The organism is Wolbachia endosymbiont (group A) of Portevinia maculata, from assembly GCF_964028525.1.
Classification (GTDB): Bacteria; Pseudomonadota; Alphaproteobacteria; order Rickettsiales; family Anaplasmataceae; genus Wolbachia.
In genome coordinates, this window is sequence record NZ_OZ034786.1 from 455,975 (window position 1) to 471,368 (window position 15,394).

The window sequence follows — 15,394 nt, forward strand, 5'->3', positions numbered from 1 at the left end:
AGGTTAAGTTAGACCCCTGGTTTTGACGTCATTTAAAAGGTTTCGACACTTCATCAGTGGTTCACTTTCGTTCATCTCTCCATTCCTTACATGACATATAATTGTGCCTTTTCCATAACGCTCACTACCTTGCCAAAGCAGCTTATAGTTGTTTGAAGCCTGCTCTTGTAAACCGGCTCCGAGGGGCCCACCCTCATCTATTGCGTAGCTTTTGCACTTAGTTTGCTCTTACTTGAACATTCTTTGTGTCTCTACGGCACACCTAACCCAAGAAAGGTTTTCCTACGTCATACCGCCAAGGATAGATTCCGCTAACGAGTAGCGGGATGACGAATTTGTTGTTTTTCAAATTATCGGTAAACCTAAGCCACTTTAGCTATAGCAGCCGTCTATCTTAGATTGCTTCTTATTAAAAAAAACAAAGCCTTATTAATTAAATATTATAGTTAATAATTACACTCTTTTGACAAATAATTAAAATAGTGTTAAACTGCGTGCATAAAATAATTAGTGAGGTTGCAATGTTAAGCAGTATTATAAAAGTAAAATTAGAGAAAAACTGTTGTCCTTTTGAGAAATTAGAAAACTTCTTTGCTAAAGGGGTATTTCATATAGATGATAGAAAAAGGTTCAAAGAACCTTCAGTAAAGTTAGTTATCGAACATGGATACAATGAAACTTTAACTCTACCAAGAGAAGCAATACCTAATTCTTTCGCTTTGCAGCTTTTATCTTCACTTTATAGAGGAAATGCACTAGCTTTACCTATTATATTAAAATACCTTGTTCACAGGAATTTATCTAAAGATTTTGATGAGATCAGTAAAAAATTACAGGCCAAAATGGATCAAGATATACAAGAAGCGGAGCTACAAAACAATTCTAAAATTTCTAAAAAAATTGAGGTATGCAAACAAGACATTTTAAATGTTCTTAGTGACGGTAAATCAGTATTGAGTGATCAATTGAAGCAAAAATACTATTCTATACTAGAAAATGAGGTTAAAGAATTAAAGGCTGAGATTTCAAAAGAACTAGAAGACTATACTAACAACACTAACATTCATGAAATATATCAAAGCCTTAATAATAAAAAGAAAAACGGAGGATTATTAAAAGAAGTAGCATTAGGATGTTTAGGTATCACTGCTATAATATTAATGCTTACTTCTGTATTCTTCTTTCTCCCAATAATAATAGCCATTAACCCACCCACTCATATGAGTATGCATGAAGTAACGGTTTTTAGGTATATAGCAGTTTCACCTTTCATTGTTATGGCATTAACGCTTATAATAGCAGGTGTAGCTTACTTAGCAAGTTGTTATCTAGAGCATAGTTTTGCAAAAGAAATGCAAGACTTTATAGAAGGACCAAAATATGTAGATAAAGCAACTAATACTGAAGATGTGAAGAAATTAGAACAAGAAGAAACAGAAGTAGGCGATTATGGTAAAAAACCTTCGGCACCACCATACGATGGACCTAAGCAGCCAAGATTGTACCCAAATCTTTCAGAAGTACAACAACCACCATCATACGAAGAAGCTTGCTCTACCGTGCAACCGAAAGATTCACAACCAAGCAGTAATCTTGATTCTGCTGAGCCTGAGCAGCCAAAACTAGTTATGGATCTTTTAGAAAGTCTTCCAGAACAACTAAACACAAAATTGGGTCCTGTTCTACGTCCATCTAATACAGCAAGAGGTGTAATTTAGGGCTAGAGGTTATGATTGTAATAAAGATATAAAAAAACGGACAAGTCAAGTAAAGTTACAAATGTAATTTTGCTTGACTATCCATTTATCACCACCTAAAGCAGCTAACAAAGCCATCCCATATGACATTTTACTTATATCTAATCAAGCATATTAATAAGTAAGTAAATTTTAATATAATCTTATTATACTTATAAATATGCTGTATATAGCTAACCTAAGTAAGGTTTCCCCGAGTGCTGAAAAACAAAATCAATAGCCGAATTGATATCGGGCCAAAAGCTTGGCAGCGCTTTTTTTTATGGCATGCTTGATGGCAAACCAGAACTTCTCAATTGGATTTAAATCAGGCGAGTATGGCGGCAAAAATAAAACTTTACATCCAACACTTTCTATTAATTTTCTCGTTCTTTCAGACTGACCTTACCCAGAAAAAGTGGAGAGAAAATTAAGACGTTTTTGTCATGAGAATAAATTGTGCAGGAATGCAATAATTAATAGTAGAATGCCTACGTTGTTTGTTATAAAAGATTTCTATGTATTCAAATATGGCAGTTCTGGTTTGTTGAGCGAGAAGTATCAATAAGCAGCTCCCTTTTGAGTGAACTTTTCTGCAACAGAGTTATCGTAACAACATCCCTTATGGCTCATGCTGGAAATGATGTTTTTTGTATTCAATAGAAATTGGTAATTTTGAGAGGTATACTGTGACCCTTGATCGCTATGTAACAGCAGATTTTTATCGGGTTTGCGCTTATTAACGGCCATCAATAAAGAGTCAACAACCAATTGTTTATTTATTGAACTGCTCATTAACTACCATGCGTGAATATAGATCCTGCCAAATATAGTCATCCTTCTTTGGTTTTTATATAAGTAATCCCATATTTTATTTGGTTGATCGACAATAAAGTTTTGGTCTAATATATTGAGAGCTACGACTCTATTGTCCGTTTGTTGCTTCTTAGTTTTAAATTTTCTTCTCAATATAGCCCGAATACCATTTTTCTGCATAACACTTTGTACTGTTTTAATTTTTGCCTAAAGCTTTTAATTCAGCGTGAATTTTAGGGATCTGCATTTGGATGCTTTTTTTGAATATCTGCTAGAAGCCCATCTCTTGCTAATTCCTTACTGCTTTTTCCCTTAGCAACCCATTTATAATAACCACCAGCAGATATGTCTAAAACCCTACATAGTTCCTGTATTTTATAGCAATTTCTATATAAAAGAATACTTTACTCTTTTTGTTTGGTCAGGGCTTTTTTTTAAATGTCTCTTTCTCTTGTTACTCTTGCTAGTTCTTTTTTTAGATCAAATCTTTCTTTGTCATAAGGAGCCTTTGTCTGGAAATGCGTATGCTTCTGACATTTTTCCATCATATTTTCTTACCCATTTACTTAACATACTGCCATCTATGCCTAGATCTTTTGCTATTTTTTTACTTCTGTTTCTTTAACCAGCTTAACAGCTTCTAATTTGAATCCTGCTGCTTCTATTTGCCATATTTTGAAAAAACGTTTTATTTTACTCCAAAAACGTCTTAACTTTCTCTCTACTTTTTCTGGGTAAGGTCACTAGACACTTATGCAGCTGTGCATAGAATGACAGAAGAGACTTGCGTTAGATATTGTTTATTTACTTTCGATCTTTTCTATCAATTTTTTAACTAAGCCTCTTAGCTTTTTACTGGATTCATCAAGCTCTTGAATCTGCGAGCTATGTTCTTTCATTAGTTCCTTATAGTTACCTCTTATGTAGTCAATCATTTCCTTCATCTGAGCAATCATCTTGTTAACATCCATACTACCCAAATCAGGTACCATGCCAGGCATAGCCCCTTCTAACATACCGCCAGCCATAAGCTGCTGGGACATTTGCATAAATGGTTTTAAAGTCTGATTAAGCAATTCAGGATCCTTGGCTAATTTTTCTATTTGCTCTTTGCAAGTATCCATATACTGCTTCATAAATTCATCTTCTTGTCCTTTGTCTATCATAATATGTCTACCTTAAAATACGTATTCTTTATTATATATCGTTTTTAAATTAAAAACAATACAAAATACCTATCACAATTGCATTAATACTTTTTAAACAATAAAAAATGCTCCTTTGCTTACAAATGGTCACATACCTTCTTTAACCATTCCTTATCTTTTACGCTATTTTCTAAGTTTTCATAGACAAATTGATGATAGCTATTTATCCATTCAATTTCATCTTTAGTAAGCATTTGCACATCTATTAGCCTTCTATCATATGGAATGAAGGTCAGTTGTTTGAAATGTAAAAAGCTATTTTCTTGTCTGTCGACATACATCAGATTTTCAATTCTTATTCCATACTCTCCCGGAATGTAATAACCAGGTTCGTTGGAAAGTATCATTCCTGGCGTGAGTTTCACTTTATTGCCCTTTGATATTGCTTGTGGTCCTTCATGTACTGATAGGTAACTTCCTACTCCATGCCCTGTACCATGCATATACTCCATTCCAAATTTCCATAAATGCGTACGTGCCAATATATCCAATTCTCCACCAGTAGTGCCAGAAGGAAAGATGACACTTGCTACAGCAATGTGAGCTTTCAATACTATTGTATAGTGGGTTATTTGCTCACTAGTCGGATTACCAACCACTACAGTTCTTGTCACATCAGTTGTGCCATTAAGGTATTGGCCACCAGAGTCAATCAAATATAGTCCACTTTTCTGAATTACCTTATTCGTCTTACTGCTTGCACGATAGTGAATTATTGCACCATTTTCATTAAATGCGGAAATTGTTGGAAAACTTGGTTGCTTAAACAAATTCTGTTCTTTTCTGTATTCTAAAATCTTTTCTTCAGCTTCAAGTTCTGTACCAACATTACTTTCAAGCCAATGTAGAAAGTTTGTAACTGCCACTCCATCTCTGATATGCGCATTTATAGCCCCAGCTATTTCAGTTTGGTTTTTTACTGCTTTATAAATTAGACAAGGATCTTCTCTTTCAGCTACCTGTTTATCTTTTATTACAGCCATGATACTCATTGGAGTTGTGTTTGGATCTATAACTATTGAATTTAGCCTGTGCAGCGAATTTTCTAGCTCACTAATATCAAAAATATTTATATGATTGCCTAAATTTGCTTCTATAGTTGAATGTTCTTTATCTTGAATAAACAAATCAACATTACCGCTTTTATACAATATAGCACGGCCCAATATACATGGAGTATATTTGGCATTTTCATTTCTTAAATTTAATAGCCATGAAATTGAATTTGGATCAGTTAAAAGCACTGCTTCAGCTTCTTTATCTATGCTTTTAGCGACTTTTTCACATTTATTCTTGCTACTTTCACCAGCATATTTAATAGAATGTAAAACCACTGCTTGTTTTCGATAGTCACTTTTTTTTCCAGCTAAACAGGGTATTAATTTACAGATATTCTCATACTTTCTTATATCTTCTATGGTAAAATATTGCAAATAGTAACCTAGTGAGGTGGTCAATGTTAAGTTTGCTTTTACCCATTCGCGTGGATCCTCTTCTTGTATATTATATACTTGAAAATTGCCCCGATCGAGCTGATTGCGAGCTTGTGTGATATAGCGTCCATCCGTAAAAAATGGGCACTTGTTGTCTTTTGTAACGATAAGTAGCCCATTTGTTCCTGTAAAGCCACACAGCTTTGTTAGCTCCTCTGAATACTCATTTAAATATTCATCTTTAGTATGCAACATAAATGCGTCAACATTTGTTTCACACATAAAAGAACGAAATTCTTCGATTTTTGACATATACCTCACGCAAAACTAGCAGCTACTTTCGTTTTCTTATTCCTAAGGTACACTAATATGCTCACTATCGCTGCGGGAGTGATGCCTTGTATTTGCTTTGCAATGCCAATCGTCGCTGGTTTTATCGTCTCCAACTTTTCTATTACTTCACTTGACAGGCCTTTAACTTGTGAATAGTTAAAATCAATTGGAATTTGAGTGTTAATTTCCTCTCGTAAAAACTTCATATCTGCTTCTTGTCTTATTAGATAAGGTTTGTATTTTGCTTCAATTTCAACTGCTTCGCATATTTCATTCTTAGCTCTATTATCCGCTTTGGTGTGTCCCATTTTGTCATTCCAGCGCGTGACGCTGCTTAACTCCGGCCATATTTCTTGTAATTTATTCCAGTCGATGTTTGGATAGCTAAGTAAATCTAATGCCGTTTTTCTTATCCCATCATAAGATATTTTAATACCATAAGATCTAAGCTGCTCAGGAGTAATCGTCAGACTCCCTAACTTCTCTTCAAGCTGCTTAATGGATTCAAGTTTATTCTGTAAAACAGAGTATCTCTCATGCGACACAAGGGAAATATCATAACCTTTTTGTGTTAATCTTCTATCCGCATTGTCTGACCTGATAGCTAGCCTATATTCTGCACGTGAGGTAAATAATCTGTAAGGCTCGATCACCCCTTTGGTGACCAAATCATCTATCATTACACCGATATATGAATCTGTGCGGTGAAGAACAAAGCTTTCTTTTTTTTCAGATGCAGAGAGTGCTGCATTAATTCCGGCGATAATTCCTTGCCCTGCTGCTTCTTCATATCCAGTGGTGCCATTAATTTGGCCAGCAAAATATAGACCTTTAATTTTCTTAGTTTCAAGAGTATGGCTTAGTTCTCGTGGATCAATATAGTCATACTCAACTGCATATCCAGACCTCAATATTTCTGCGTTTTCAAGTCCTTTGATACTCTTTATCATTTCATTTTGCACTTCAACAGGCAATGAATTTGAAATTCCGTTTGGGTATACAGTATCATCATCCAGCTCTTCTGGTTCTAAAAATATTTGGTGACTACTTTTTTCTGCAAATTTATTAACTTTAACTTCAATGGATGGGCAGTATCTTGGTGCAACAATGTCATCCAAATACGAAGAAGCTGACCTATGAAGATTTTCTCTAATTATTTTATGCGTATTTTCATTAGTATGGGTAATAAAGCATGATACCTGAGGTTGGTTAATTTTTTCTGTGAGATAAGAAAACGGCACAGGTGGGTTATCACCCACTTGTTCTTGCAATATTGACCAGTTTATAGTATTACGATCAAGCCTTGGTGGAGTTCCGGTACGCAGTCTACCTAATCTAAAATCATACTTCTTCAACGTATTTGCAAGTTCTACTGCAGACTTATCTCCCATTCTTCCTGAAGGAGTTGTTTGCTCTCCTATATGAATCACACCCCGCAGAAAAGTCCCTGTAGTTAGAACGACTTTACTTGTTGATATACGTTCACCTGAGCTTATCATTACAGCTTTAATGCACGGTTCTCCATTGCCATTACTTTCTATAAGAAAATTGTCAACTGACTCTTCTTTTACCGTCAAATTGTTATAATTTAGAATAATTTCCTGTATTGCCTGCTTATATAATTTTCGGTCTGCCTGTGCACGTGGTCCCCATACTGCTGCACCTCTGCTGCTATTTAAAATGACTGAGTGTATGCTTGCTTGATCGATTGCTCTTCCCATTATTCCATCAAGAGCGTCAACTTCCCTGACTACAACACCCTTTGCAACTCCTCCAATTGCTGGATTGCAGGACATTTCTCCTATAGTTGAAATTTTATGAGTTATAAGCAGCGTGTTTGCACCAAGGCGAGCTGCCGCAGCAGCAGCTTCGCACCCTGCATGACCACCACCTACTACTACTACGTCATATTTATGCATGCTTTTTTGAGTAATTCTACTCTACTAATATTCCGATTATCAACGGTTAATGTCAAATCTTGTTATTCCAATGTTACACACTGGAATAACAGAAACCTTACTTGATTAGCTTAAACTTTCTTCCTTCCCTTTTGAAGAAAAGTGCTCAACTATAGGAGAGATAATATAATCGTTCACTTTGTCAGCTATAAGGAACCCTGCAATTGGCGCTATTACTGCTATTGCTCCTATTGTTGCACCTGCTAAAACTGCAGATCCGGCTCCAAGCATTATACCAGGAGAAATAGCAGTTGCAGCTGCAGCAAGACCAACTCCAATTGCAGCGCTTATGGGTGCTGCAATACTGAAAACTGTACAACCTCTTTTAGAATCTATTCCATCAGATTTGCACAGCAAACATCCTGCAAAAAAAAATATAGCCGCTGCTGGAATTATAGAACCAACAATTCCACCTATGGCTAAAGGTGAAAAAGCTGTGACACTTAATCCCAAACCTGTAAGTGCCCCTATTGCAGGGCCTACTAATGATGCTCCAATCACAAATATTAAATGCTCTTTGTCTTCATTCATAGTCATACCTAAAAACTATTACATACAGAAATTATAGAAGATATTCTATAAAAACAAAATGTATTTCTATACAGCCCTACTTCCTTTCTTTATTGAAAAATTTAGAAAAATGTTGTATAATTATTACAGTAGTAGATTTTGGTAAAACATATGGCAAACGCTAACATAGCTCTCAGTAAAGAAATTTTGCAGAATCTTACTAAGTTATCTGAACTTACTAAGCAGCCTGCTCAAGAATTAGCAGAGAAACTACTCGGAGAAGCAATTGAACTTGAAATGGATGACTTTTTATTATCTGTGGTTGCTGATCAATATGATATTGAAAGTGCAGAAACAGTTGATTACGAAGACGTTAAGTGGAGATGTTGATCATAAAGACGCCAAGTGGAAATAAAGCATTACAAAATTAAATTTTTAAAGAATGTTACTGAAAAAGATCTTCCAGCTTTACCGGTAACAATAGAATCAAGAGTAAATAAAGCAATACAGGAACGGCTTACGGTCGATCCAGTGAATCTTGGTGAGCCTTTACACTATAGCTTTAAAGGGTTTAGAAGACTAAGAGTTCCGTATTATATATCATGTAAACACTGTGAAATATGAAGTAACTATCGTTGCAATAGGACATAGAGACACCATTTACGAGAAGGCTTTGAAGATAATCAATAAATATATTTTTCAATAAATTTTACCCTCCTTTTTTATCAAGTTACATAAGTAAATTATACAGAAAATCATAAAGATTATATATATTATACAGCCCTCCTTCCTGATCCATTCTCTACCTTAGGTGGCTTTGCTCAGCTCAAAAATAACTCATTTTTTTGGCTACCCCCCCTATAAATTATATACTATATTATATTTTATATATAATATAGTATATAATTAGGGGAGAGGCGACGAAAACAAGATTTAGAGTTTGAGGAGCCTCCGGTTTAAGGTAGAGAATGGATCAGGAAGGAGGGCTCAGGGTCGATGGACGTTGAGTTGTTTATCGACTTAATTCCAATCAACTATGTTTTTGTAGAAAGTTCAGCGAGCAAATGTTCGTGTAAGTGTTGCCATCTTTAACCTTTTATAGTATTCTTGCATATTGAAACTATAAAATTCAATTTATGTATTTACGTTCTATAACCCCAGTTTTAGAAAGATTTTCTAACTGCTTTGGACATTACAGAGTCTGGTAAAACAACTATTACAAAACATGTACGTATCTTTAGAAGAATCTCGTTTTCATAGGGCATTTCTAGCTAAAGGGCGCAATTTTTGATCCTGAGATATCTTTAAGAACCTGCAAAGTGTACTAACAGGGTCTCAAAATTTTCCCTATATCTCTTTCAGGGCGCATAGGCATTTCAGTTTATCTGATGCCTACAAACATTTATTTTTAAGTCCTGGCCTTAACATGCATCCACTGGCTAGTTATCTACATTGAGCGAGACGTTCGACAACTTAAAAACATTGCAAACCTTAGGTCGAGTAGCTTATCTCTTACTCAAGATTGTGGCACTTCTCATACAACTATGCAGCAGTGGCTGAATATTTTGGAAGCTAGTTACCTAATATTTTTTCTTCAACCATTTCACCAAAGTTTCAACAAGCGTTTAATCAAGATGCCAAAGTTATACTTCTATGACTTGCTTGTTGGCCTTGAAAAGGAGTACTACCTTAAAGGAGCTCTGTTTGAAAATTTGATTGTTTTGGAGATTTTCAAGAAGCGCCTCAATCAGGGATTACCTGCCAATCTATACTTTTGGCGTGACCGAACGGGACACGAAATAGATTTATTAGCAGAATGGGGTGGATGCTATTGAAATTAAGCACGCTTCAGAGTGATTTTTTTTAAAATGTACAGTATTTCTGTGAACTCTCTCAAACAGCTAAGGGGTTATACAGGTCAGCAGACACGCAAAAGTTAAACTTGTGCCAATAAATGAAATAGATCAACTATCCAGAAAGTAATCTACAGTATTTAGATTTGCAAATGTTGCATTATCTGCATTTTATCAGCATAATATAGAAGTAATGTAATGCAGATATTATGCCGATAAAATTTACACCAAATTATACAATTACCTCCAAAATCGCTAGCTGCCTTATAAGAATTGAGGCAGCAAAGGAAAAAGTGTTACATTTACCACTCACTGTATCAATGCTTTCATCTCTTTGTGAAACTGCAAGGCTCTATACGACACACTATTCTACTATGATTGAAGGAAATCGACTTGAGCCTAAACAGATTGAAGAGATTTTAAAGCATAAAGGTCACTTTCCGAGGTATAAGAGAGATGAAAATGAGGTTAAAGGATATTATGCAGCCTTAACTCGAATTGAACAATGGGCAGCAAGGAGAATACCCATTACTGAGAAAGCTGTTCAAACACTGCATGCTCTAGTAATAGCAAGTGGAAAATCTAAAATAAAACCAACACCTTATCGTGATGGTCAAAACGTTATTCGTGATAGCCGTACACGTGCAATAATTTATATGCCACCTGAAGCAAAGGATGTACCAAAGCTCATGAGCAGTATGATTGATTGGATTCGTGACAGTGAGCAAGTGCCTTGCCCAATTATTGCAGGTATTGCGCATTATCAATTTGTAACAATTCACCCTTACTATGACGGTAATGGTCGTACTGCAAGATTGTTGACTACATTAATTTTACACCTTGGTGGATATGACCTAAAAGGACTTTATTCATTGGAAGAATATTATGCCAAGAATCTAGGAGCGTATTATGAAGCAATCAGTATAGGTCCATCGCACAACTATTACATGGGAAGAGCTGAAGCAGATATTACCAAGTGGATAGATTATTTTGTGGAAGGTGTGGCAATTGCATTTGAGAATGTTTTACAGCGTATAAACGAGGAAGGGCACAGAACTGACCAGACTGATCTTATACGTAAACTTGATCCTAAACAGCGTAGGGCTCTTGAGCTCTTTGGGGAATTTTCCATGATTACAGCTAGTCAAGTAGGCAAATTATTTAATTTTAAGCCTCGCACCAGTGCTCAGCTTTGTAAAAAGTGGGTAGAAATGGGATTTATTGAGGTTGTAGACTTTTCCAACAGAGGAAGAAAATACAAGCTTAGCAAGCAATATGAGGATTTGATTTCAAACTAAAAACTGTTTCTAATCTAGAATTCGGGTTAAAAGCACGCACTCAAGGCAAGTAGGACATGAGTACTAGCAGAATGGGGTATTGAAATCAAGCACGCTTCAGAGTGATTTTATTAAAAATGTACAGTATTTCTGTGAACTTTCTTAAGCAGACACGCAAATTGTGCCAATAAATGAAATAGATCAACTTACCCAGTTGCTTGGTTGAAAGCAAGAAGAAGACAAGGAGTACAATTTTACTATTATTTAACTGCTAGTATGGTATGTTAGGCAATCGTGTTGGATACAAAAATGGATAACTATGCGGGAATTAATAAACGCGTTGCAGCATATATAGTTGACCAAACGATATTCCTAGTCTGCTGTTCATCGTTTCTTTCATTAATTTTATTTATATTACCAGAAGAATTCCTTGCCAACTTTTTTAATTATTTCTTTCTTGATCCTGACATTGATACAGGCCTTATATCAGAACGATATGAAATATTAGAAGACTTAGGTACATTACTAGAAAGTTTAGTATATATAGCATTAGAAGTATTAATGATAACAAGACTTGGTTGGACTCCAGGAAAATTGCTACTTGGTATATACATAAAAGATGCAAGCACACTTAAAAACGCTGCTTTAATGCAAGTAGTGATGAGAAGCACTCTCAAGGCATTTTTGTTTGTACCTCTCTATATTTCTGAGTGGTTTTTAATTTTACCAATATTGATCCTAATACCTGCAATATTTGATCAACGTAAGCAGCTTTTCTACGACAAAATTGCAAAAACAGTAGTAATGGATCATAAGTCTGAAGAATGCTATCCAAGATTAAACTATGTATATGTGGGAATAACTAGGCGTGCTATAGCATATATTATTGACCGTCTTATTATTATGGGAATTTCTTTAGTCTATTTTCCTTTTGTAAAAATAATTTTTCACCCTGCTAAATCTCAACTATTAATCATATACATTTGCTTATTTTTTTTGCTATCAATAGTATTCGGAATATTCATAACAAGAAGATTTAGTGGTACTCTAGGGCAATTGTTATGCTGTATCCGTATAAAAGATGCAAATACACTTAACAATATTACTCTAATGCAAGCAACAATTAGGTATGTTTCTCTTGAAGTTATTAGCTTCATATTGAGTTCTTTATTCATTATGGATATATTATTTTTTGATAAGTATACTTCTAAATGGTGGCCTGAACCTTTATCAGACTTAATTTTTACAGCTATAATACTAATTTTTGTATCTGCAATATTTGACAAACGAAAGCAGTTTTTTCATGATAAAATTGCAAAAACAGTAGCTGTAAAAAAGAAAGCAGAAGTAATAGTGATAAATAAACCTACAGGCTAATTTACGTGTTTTGTTTTTTCTATTCAATTTCTGATCTGTATAAAATTTACTTAAAAAGTTGTTGACACTAAAAATATCCGTGTTATAAGCAAGGCTATACTTAGTATTTACATAAATTGTTTACGACCATTTAGTTTTACAGTGAGGGTAATTTCTAATTACACTTAAGGGGGGTGAAATGTTTATAGGTCAGCAACAGTTAACTGGTAAAATAGCTACAAGATATAATACCATTCAGTTGTTACGGTCTAGCACTTTAAAGCAAAAAAGTCTTAGTGATAAAATTAGTGATGTAGGGGTAAGTGGGCTAATAGATGATACAGTTAAACTTAGTCGTTCAAAGCGAGATATGGGAAGAGGTATATATTACTCAGTAGTCCTTATGTATCGTGCATATCGGCTGGTAGATAAACTGGGTTGGAAGCGTGGTTTACAGGTAGTCAATCGGTACTTAGTTACAAAACGTGGACAGGAGAAAACTCTAGAAACAGCCAGGGAACTTTTAGGTGATATAGAAGATTTAAAAGATTTTATAGATGATCTCAAACAAATTTTGTCTACTGAAACAGGAAAAGAGCAAGTTATAGAGGAATATAGCAACACATCTTTACACTTAGCTGCCAAGCAAGGTAATTTAAATGCAGTGAAATATTTTGTAGAAAAAGGGGCTGATATTAATGCTAAGACCAATGGTGATGATACTCCTCTCTACAAGGCTGCATTTGTGGTCGAAATGCAGCTCGCTCGCGACAAGGGCTTTGAAAAACGCGCACAAGCATATGCTGGTAAAGTTTACTCAAGACAGTCTGGCAGATACACTAATTTAAAGAAGGTCTTCTTTATTGCGATTTCAAATTGTATTTTGTTTCCTAAGAAATCCAATTATATATCTAGCAATACTATAAGAGATGAGGAAACTAATGAGCATGACTTACAATGCTTAAGCTTAAAGCATTAGATGCTTTTTACAAGATACAAGGCAGAAACTTATCAATAAGCCCCCATCAAGAATCTTATCTGTTAGCTATATATAAAATTTGATACTCTGACTACAATATACTACTATAGATAAAAGTGTTATCAATGGAGCAAAGTATGGAATTAACAGTAGGAAATAATGTACCATACTACTATAATACCACAGAAGTGGTATTAATGGAGCGAGGTATGGAATTAGCAGTAGGAAATAATGCACCATATTACTATAATACCATAAAAGTGTTATTAATGGAGCAAGGTATGGAATTAGCAGTAGGAAATAATGCACCTGATTTTAGCTTACCAACAGATTCTGGTGAAAATTTATCATTGAGTGAATTTTTTGATAAAAAAAATGTAGTTCTTTATTTTTATCCTAAAGACGATACTCCGGGTTGTAGGATGGAGGCAAAAGGCTTTAGAGATAAAATAGATGATTTTTCTTCCCTTGACACAGTGATAATTGGTGTATCAAAAGATAGTGTTAAGCGCCACGCTAACTTCAAAGCAAAATATTCTCTGCCATTTTCCTTAGTTTCTGATGAGAATGCTGAAATGTTGGAAAAATATGGTGTTTGGGTAGAGAAAAGTATGTTTGGCAAAAAGTATATGGGAATAGAGCGCACTACTTTTTTAATAGATAAAAAAGGTAAAGTAGTGAAGATCTGGAAAAATGTAAAAGTTAGTGGGCATGTTGATGAGGTTCTGGAAGAAGTAAGGAGAATGTAAACTAAAGAATAGGTTAATGGCTACCCATTGCTACATAAAAAAGCTGAAATTACATAATTTTCGTAGCCACTCAAACTTTGAACTGGATTCAGATGATAGCTCAGTTGTAATAACTGGCGAAAATGGTATTGGTAAAACTAATATACTTGAAGCAATCTCGTTGCTTGCTAAAAGCAATGGAATGAAAAAAGCAAAAGCCAGTGAGATACAAAATAGATTCAGTAATGAAGATTGGGTAGTGCACTATGATTTTTTTAATGGAACGGATTTTAATTCAATTGGTATCGCAAAGAGTTTTGATAAGAAACTAATACAAATTGATGGAAAAACGCAATCAAGTTATTCATCTCTGTATAAGATATCCAATGTAATATGGCTGATTCCACAAATGGACTATGTTCTTCTTAATTCTCCAAGTGACAGATTAAAATTTTTAGACCGTATAGTTTCACTGTTTGAAGAAAATTACACTTGCTGCTACATGAAATATAGAAAAGCTAAACATGAGCGAAGTAAACTATTGAGGGAGAACATTTTGAACAAAAACTGGTTCTCTAGTCTTGAAAACATAATGGCCGTTAATGCAGTTAGTATTTTACATATGCGATCGTCTGTTTTAAAAATATTACAAGATACAATTGATAACCATTCCAGTAAGCTTTTTCCGAAGGCAAGTTTGAAATTCAGCAGCCAGCTAACTTTGGACGATACTGCAGAATATTTTCAGAATCGTCTAAAGGAAAACAGAGAAAAAGATTCATTGACTGGTAGAGTAACCCTTGGTGTGCATAACGATAATTTTCGGGTTTTTTGTCAAAAAAGAAACGTACCAATAAATCTGTGCTCCACTGGAGAACAAAAGTTATTACTGCTTTCTATTATTTTATCCAGTGTAAAAGCAAGGTGTATTCATTACAATAAGGCACCACTTCTTCTACTTGATGATATAATGTCTCATCTGGATAAACATTACAGAAAGGCGTTAATAGAGGAAGTGTTAAGTATTCAATGTCAAACTTGGATAACTGATGTAAATCAAGATAATTTCAATAGCTATCTTTATTCTTTCAAGTTTTTTGAATTGTTAAGTAAATAAGTGACAATATTCTTCTGCAAAAGGAAAGAAATACTTACGTCCTTGGTCTTTTATTATATGACTGTGACCTTACCCAGATGATATGAATAA

15 protein-coding genes and 3 pseudogenes are annotated in these 15,394 nt (G+C 34.7%); 10 read left to right on the top strand and 8 right to left on the bottom strand.

The features are described from left to right. Nucleotides 1-521 precede the first annotated feature (521 nt). Nucleotides 522-1,718: a hypothetical protein gene (locus tag ABWU36_RS02315; RefSeq protein WP_253309138.1), complete on the top strand. Its 1,197-nt coding sequence runs from the start codon at nt 522-524 to the stop codon at nt 1,716-1,718. Between the two features lie 252 nt (nt 1,719-1,970). On the opposite strand, the pseudogene ABWU36_RS02320 reads toward ABWU36_RS02315, so the two are convergent. The 8 genes and pseudogenes from ABWU36_RS02320 to ABWU36_RS02355 form a co-directional block, all read right to left on the bottom strand. Then, nucleotides 1,971-2,123 (bottom strand): annotated as a pseudogene (locus tag ABWU36_RS02320) (transposase); the annotation flags it as partial. 43 nt (nt 2,124-2,166) lie between these two features. Beyond that, nucleotides 2,167-2,301 carry an IS3 family transposase gene (locus tag ABWU36_RS02325; RefSeq protein WP_353272951.1) on the bottom strand — a complete coding sequence of 45 codons (135 nt, stop codon included), beginning with the start codon at nt 2,299-2,301 and terminating at the stop codon, nt 2,167-2,169. Continuing rightward, a complete protein-coding gene (locus ABWU36_RS02330; protein ID WP_253307195.1) occupies nt 2,298-2,531 on the bottom strand; it encodes a DDE-type integrase/transposase/recombinase in 234 nt (77 codons plus the stop codon). The genes ABWU36_RS02325 and ABWU36_RS02330 overlap by 4 nt, the downstream gene beginning before the upstream one ends. A gap of 3 nt (nt 2,532-2,534) precedes the next feature. Next, nucleotides 2,535-2,732 carry a transposase gene (locus tag ABWU36_RS02335; protein WP_264688017.1) on the bottom strand — a complete coding sequence of 66 codons (198 nt, stop codon included), beginning with the start codon at nt 2,730-2,732 and terminating at the stop codon, nt 2,535-2,537. Between the two features lie 620 nt (nt 2,733-3,352). Then, nucleotides 3,353-3,718 carry a hypothetical protein gene (locus tag ABWU36_RS02340; RefSeq protein WP_096641498.1) on the bottom strand — a complete coding sequence of 122 codons (366 nt, stop codon included), beginning with the start codon at nt 3,716-3,718 and terminating at the stop codon, nt 3,353-3,355. 119 nt (nt 3,719-3,837) lie between these two features. Next, nucleotides 3,838-5,505, bottom strand: a complete 1,668-nt coding sequence (locus ABWU36_RS02345; RefSeq protein WP_253309136.1) for an aminopeptidase P family protein — start codon at nt 5,503-5,505, stop codon at nt 3,838-3,840. A 5-nt stretch (nt 5,506-5,510) separates the two neighbouring features. Next, the gene (gene mnmG / locus ABWU36_RS02350) at nt 5,511-7,445 is read right to left on the bottom strand and encodes a tRNA uridine-5-carboxymethylaminomethyl(34) synthesis enzyme MnmG (RefSeq protein WP_353272952.1); all 1,935 of its coding nucleotides are present in this window, start codon (nt 7,443-7,445) and stop codon (nt 5,511-5,513) included. A gap of 105 nt (nt 7,446-7,550) precedes the next feature. After that, the gene (locus ABWU36_RS02355; RefSeq protein WP_253309134.1) at nt 7,551-8,015 is read right to left on the bottom strand and encodes a hypothetical protein; all 465 of its coding nucleotides are present in this window, start codon (nt 8,013-8,015) and stop codon (nt 7,551-7,553) included. A gap of 150 nt (nt 8,016-8,165) precedes the next feature. Here ABWU36_RS02355 and ABWU36_RS02360 point away from each other — a divergent pair, with 150 nt between their 5' ends. The 9 genes and pseudogenes from ABWU36_RS02360 (at nt 8,166) to recF (ending at nt 15,304) form a co-directional block, all read left to right on the top strand. Next, a complete protein-coding gene (locus ABWU36_RS02360) occupies nt 8,166-8,384 on the top strand; it encodes a hypothetical protein (RefSeq protein ID WP_253309133.1) in 219 nt (72 codons plus the stop codon). 15 nt (nt 8,385-8,399) lie between these two features. Continuing rightward, nucleotides 8,400-8,618 carry a type II toxin-antitoxin system RelE family toxin gene (locus ABWU36_RS02365; RefSeq protein ID WP_253309132.1) on the top strand — a complete coding sequence of 73 codons (219 nt, stop codon included), beginning with the start codon at nt 8,400-8,402 and terminating at the stop codon, nt 8,616-8,618. Between the two features lie 857 nt (nt 8,619-9,475). Beyond that, nucleotides 9,476-9,829 (top strand): DUF4143 domain-containing protein, encoded by a 354-nt coding sequence (locus tag ABWU36_RS02370; RefSeq protein ID WP_265016809.1) that lies wholly within the window; start codon nt 9,476-9,478, stop codon nt 9,827-9,829. Nucleotides 9,830-10,056: 227 nt separating this feature from the next. Then, on the top strand, nt 10,057-11,145 hold the full coding sequence (locus tag ABWU36_RS02375) for a Fic family protein (protein WP_353272953.1): 1,089 nt from the start codon (nt 10,057-10,059) through the stop codon (nt 11,143-11,145). Nucleotides 11,146-11,418: 273 nt separating this feature from the next. Further along, nucleotides 11,419-12,501: an RDD family protein gene (locus ABWU36_RS02380; RefSeq protein WP_341816322.1), complete on the top strand. Its 1,083-nt coding sequence runs from the start codon at nt 11,419-11,421 to the stop codon at nt 12,499-12,501. A gap of 382 nt (nt 12,502-12,883) precedes the next feature. Then, nucleotides 12,884-13,213 (top strand): annotated as a pseudogene (locus tag ABWU36_RS02385) (ankyrin repeat domain-containing protein); the annotation flags it as partial. 9 nt (nt 13,214-13,222) lie between these two features. Continuing rightward, nucleotides 13,223-13,438: pseudogene (locus tag ABWU36_RS02390) on the top strand (PD-(D/E)XK nuclease family transposase); the annotation flags it as partial. 302 nt (nt 13,439-13,740) lie between these two features. After that, nucleotides 13,741-14,208 carry a thioredoxin-dependent thiol peroxidase gene (gene bcp / locus ABWU36_RS02395; protein ID WP_264688477.1) on the top strand — a complete coding sequence of 156 codons (468 nt, stop codon included), beginning with the start codon at nt 13,741-13,743 and terminating at the stop codon, nt 14,206-14,208. A gap of 16 nt (nt 14,209-14,224) precedes the next feature. After that, nucleotides 14,225-15,304 carry a DNA replication/repair protein RecF gene (gene recF, locus ABWU36_RS02400; RefSeq protein ID WP_264328634.1) on the top strand — a complete coding sequence of 360 codons (1,080 nt, stop codon included), beginning with the start codon at nt 14,225-14,227 and terminating at the stop codon, nt 15,302-15,304. The last annotated feature ends 90 nt before the right edge of the window (nt 15,305-15,394 follow it).

Bases quoted from the DNA above. Each gene is read 5' to 3' on its own strand.
- ABWU36_RS02315 (WP_253309138.1), top strand. From the start codon at position 522: ATGTTAAGCAGTATTATAAAAGTAAAATTAGAGAAAAACTGTTGTCCT.
- ABWU36_RS02330 (WP_253307195.1), bottom strand. From the start codon at position 2,531: ATGAGCAGTTCAATAAATAAACAATTGGTTGTTGACTCTTTATTGATG.
- ABWU36_RS02335 (WP_264688017.1), bottom strand. From the start codon at position 2,732: ATGCAGAAAAATGGTATTCGGGCTATATTGAGAAGAAAATTTAAAACT.
- ABWU36_RS02340 (WP_096641498.1), bottom strand. From the start codon at position 3,718: ATGATAGACAAAGGACAAGAAGATGAATTTATGAAGCAGTATATGGAT.
- ABWU36_RS02345 (WP_253309136.1), bottom strand. From the start codon at position 5,505: ATGTCAAAAATCGAAGAATTTCGTTCTTTTATGTGTGAAACAAATGTT.
- mnmG (WP_353272952.1), bottom strand. From the start codon at position 7,445: ATGCATAAATATGACGTAGTAGTAGTAGGTGGTGGTCATGCAGGGTGC.
- ABWU36_RS02355 (WP_253309134.1), bottom strand. From the start codon at position 8,015: ATGAATGAAGACAAAGAGCATTTAATATTTGTGATTGGAGCATCATTA.
- ABWU36_RS02360 (WP_253309133.1), top strand. From the start codon at position 8,166: ATGGCAAACGCTAACATAGCTCTCAGTAAAGAAATTTTGCAGAATCTT.
- ABWU36_RS02375 (WP_353272953.1), top strand. From the start codon at position 10,057: ATGCCGATAAAATTTACACCAAATTATACAATTACCTCCAAAATCGCT.
- bcp (WP_264688477.1), top strand. From the start codon at position 13,741: ATGGAATTAGCAGTAGGAAATAATGCACCTGATTTTAGCTTACCAACA.
- recF (WP_264328634.1), top strand. From the start codon at position 14,225: ATGGCTACCCATTGCTACATAAAAAAGCTGAAATTACATAATTTTCGT.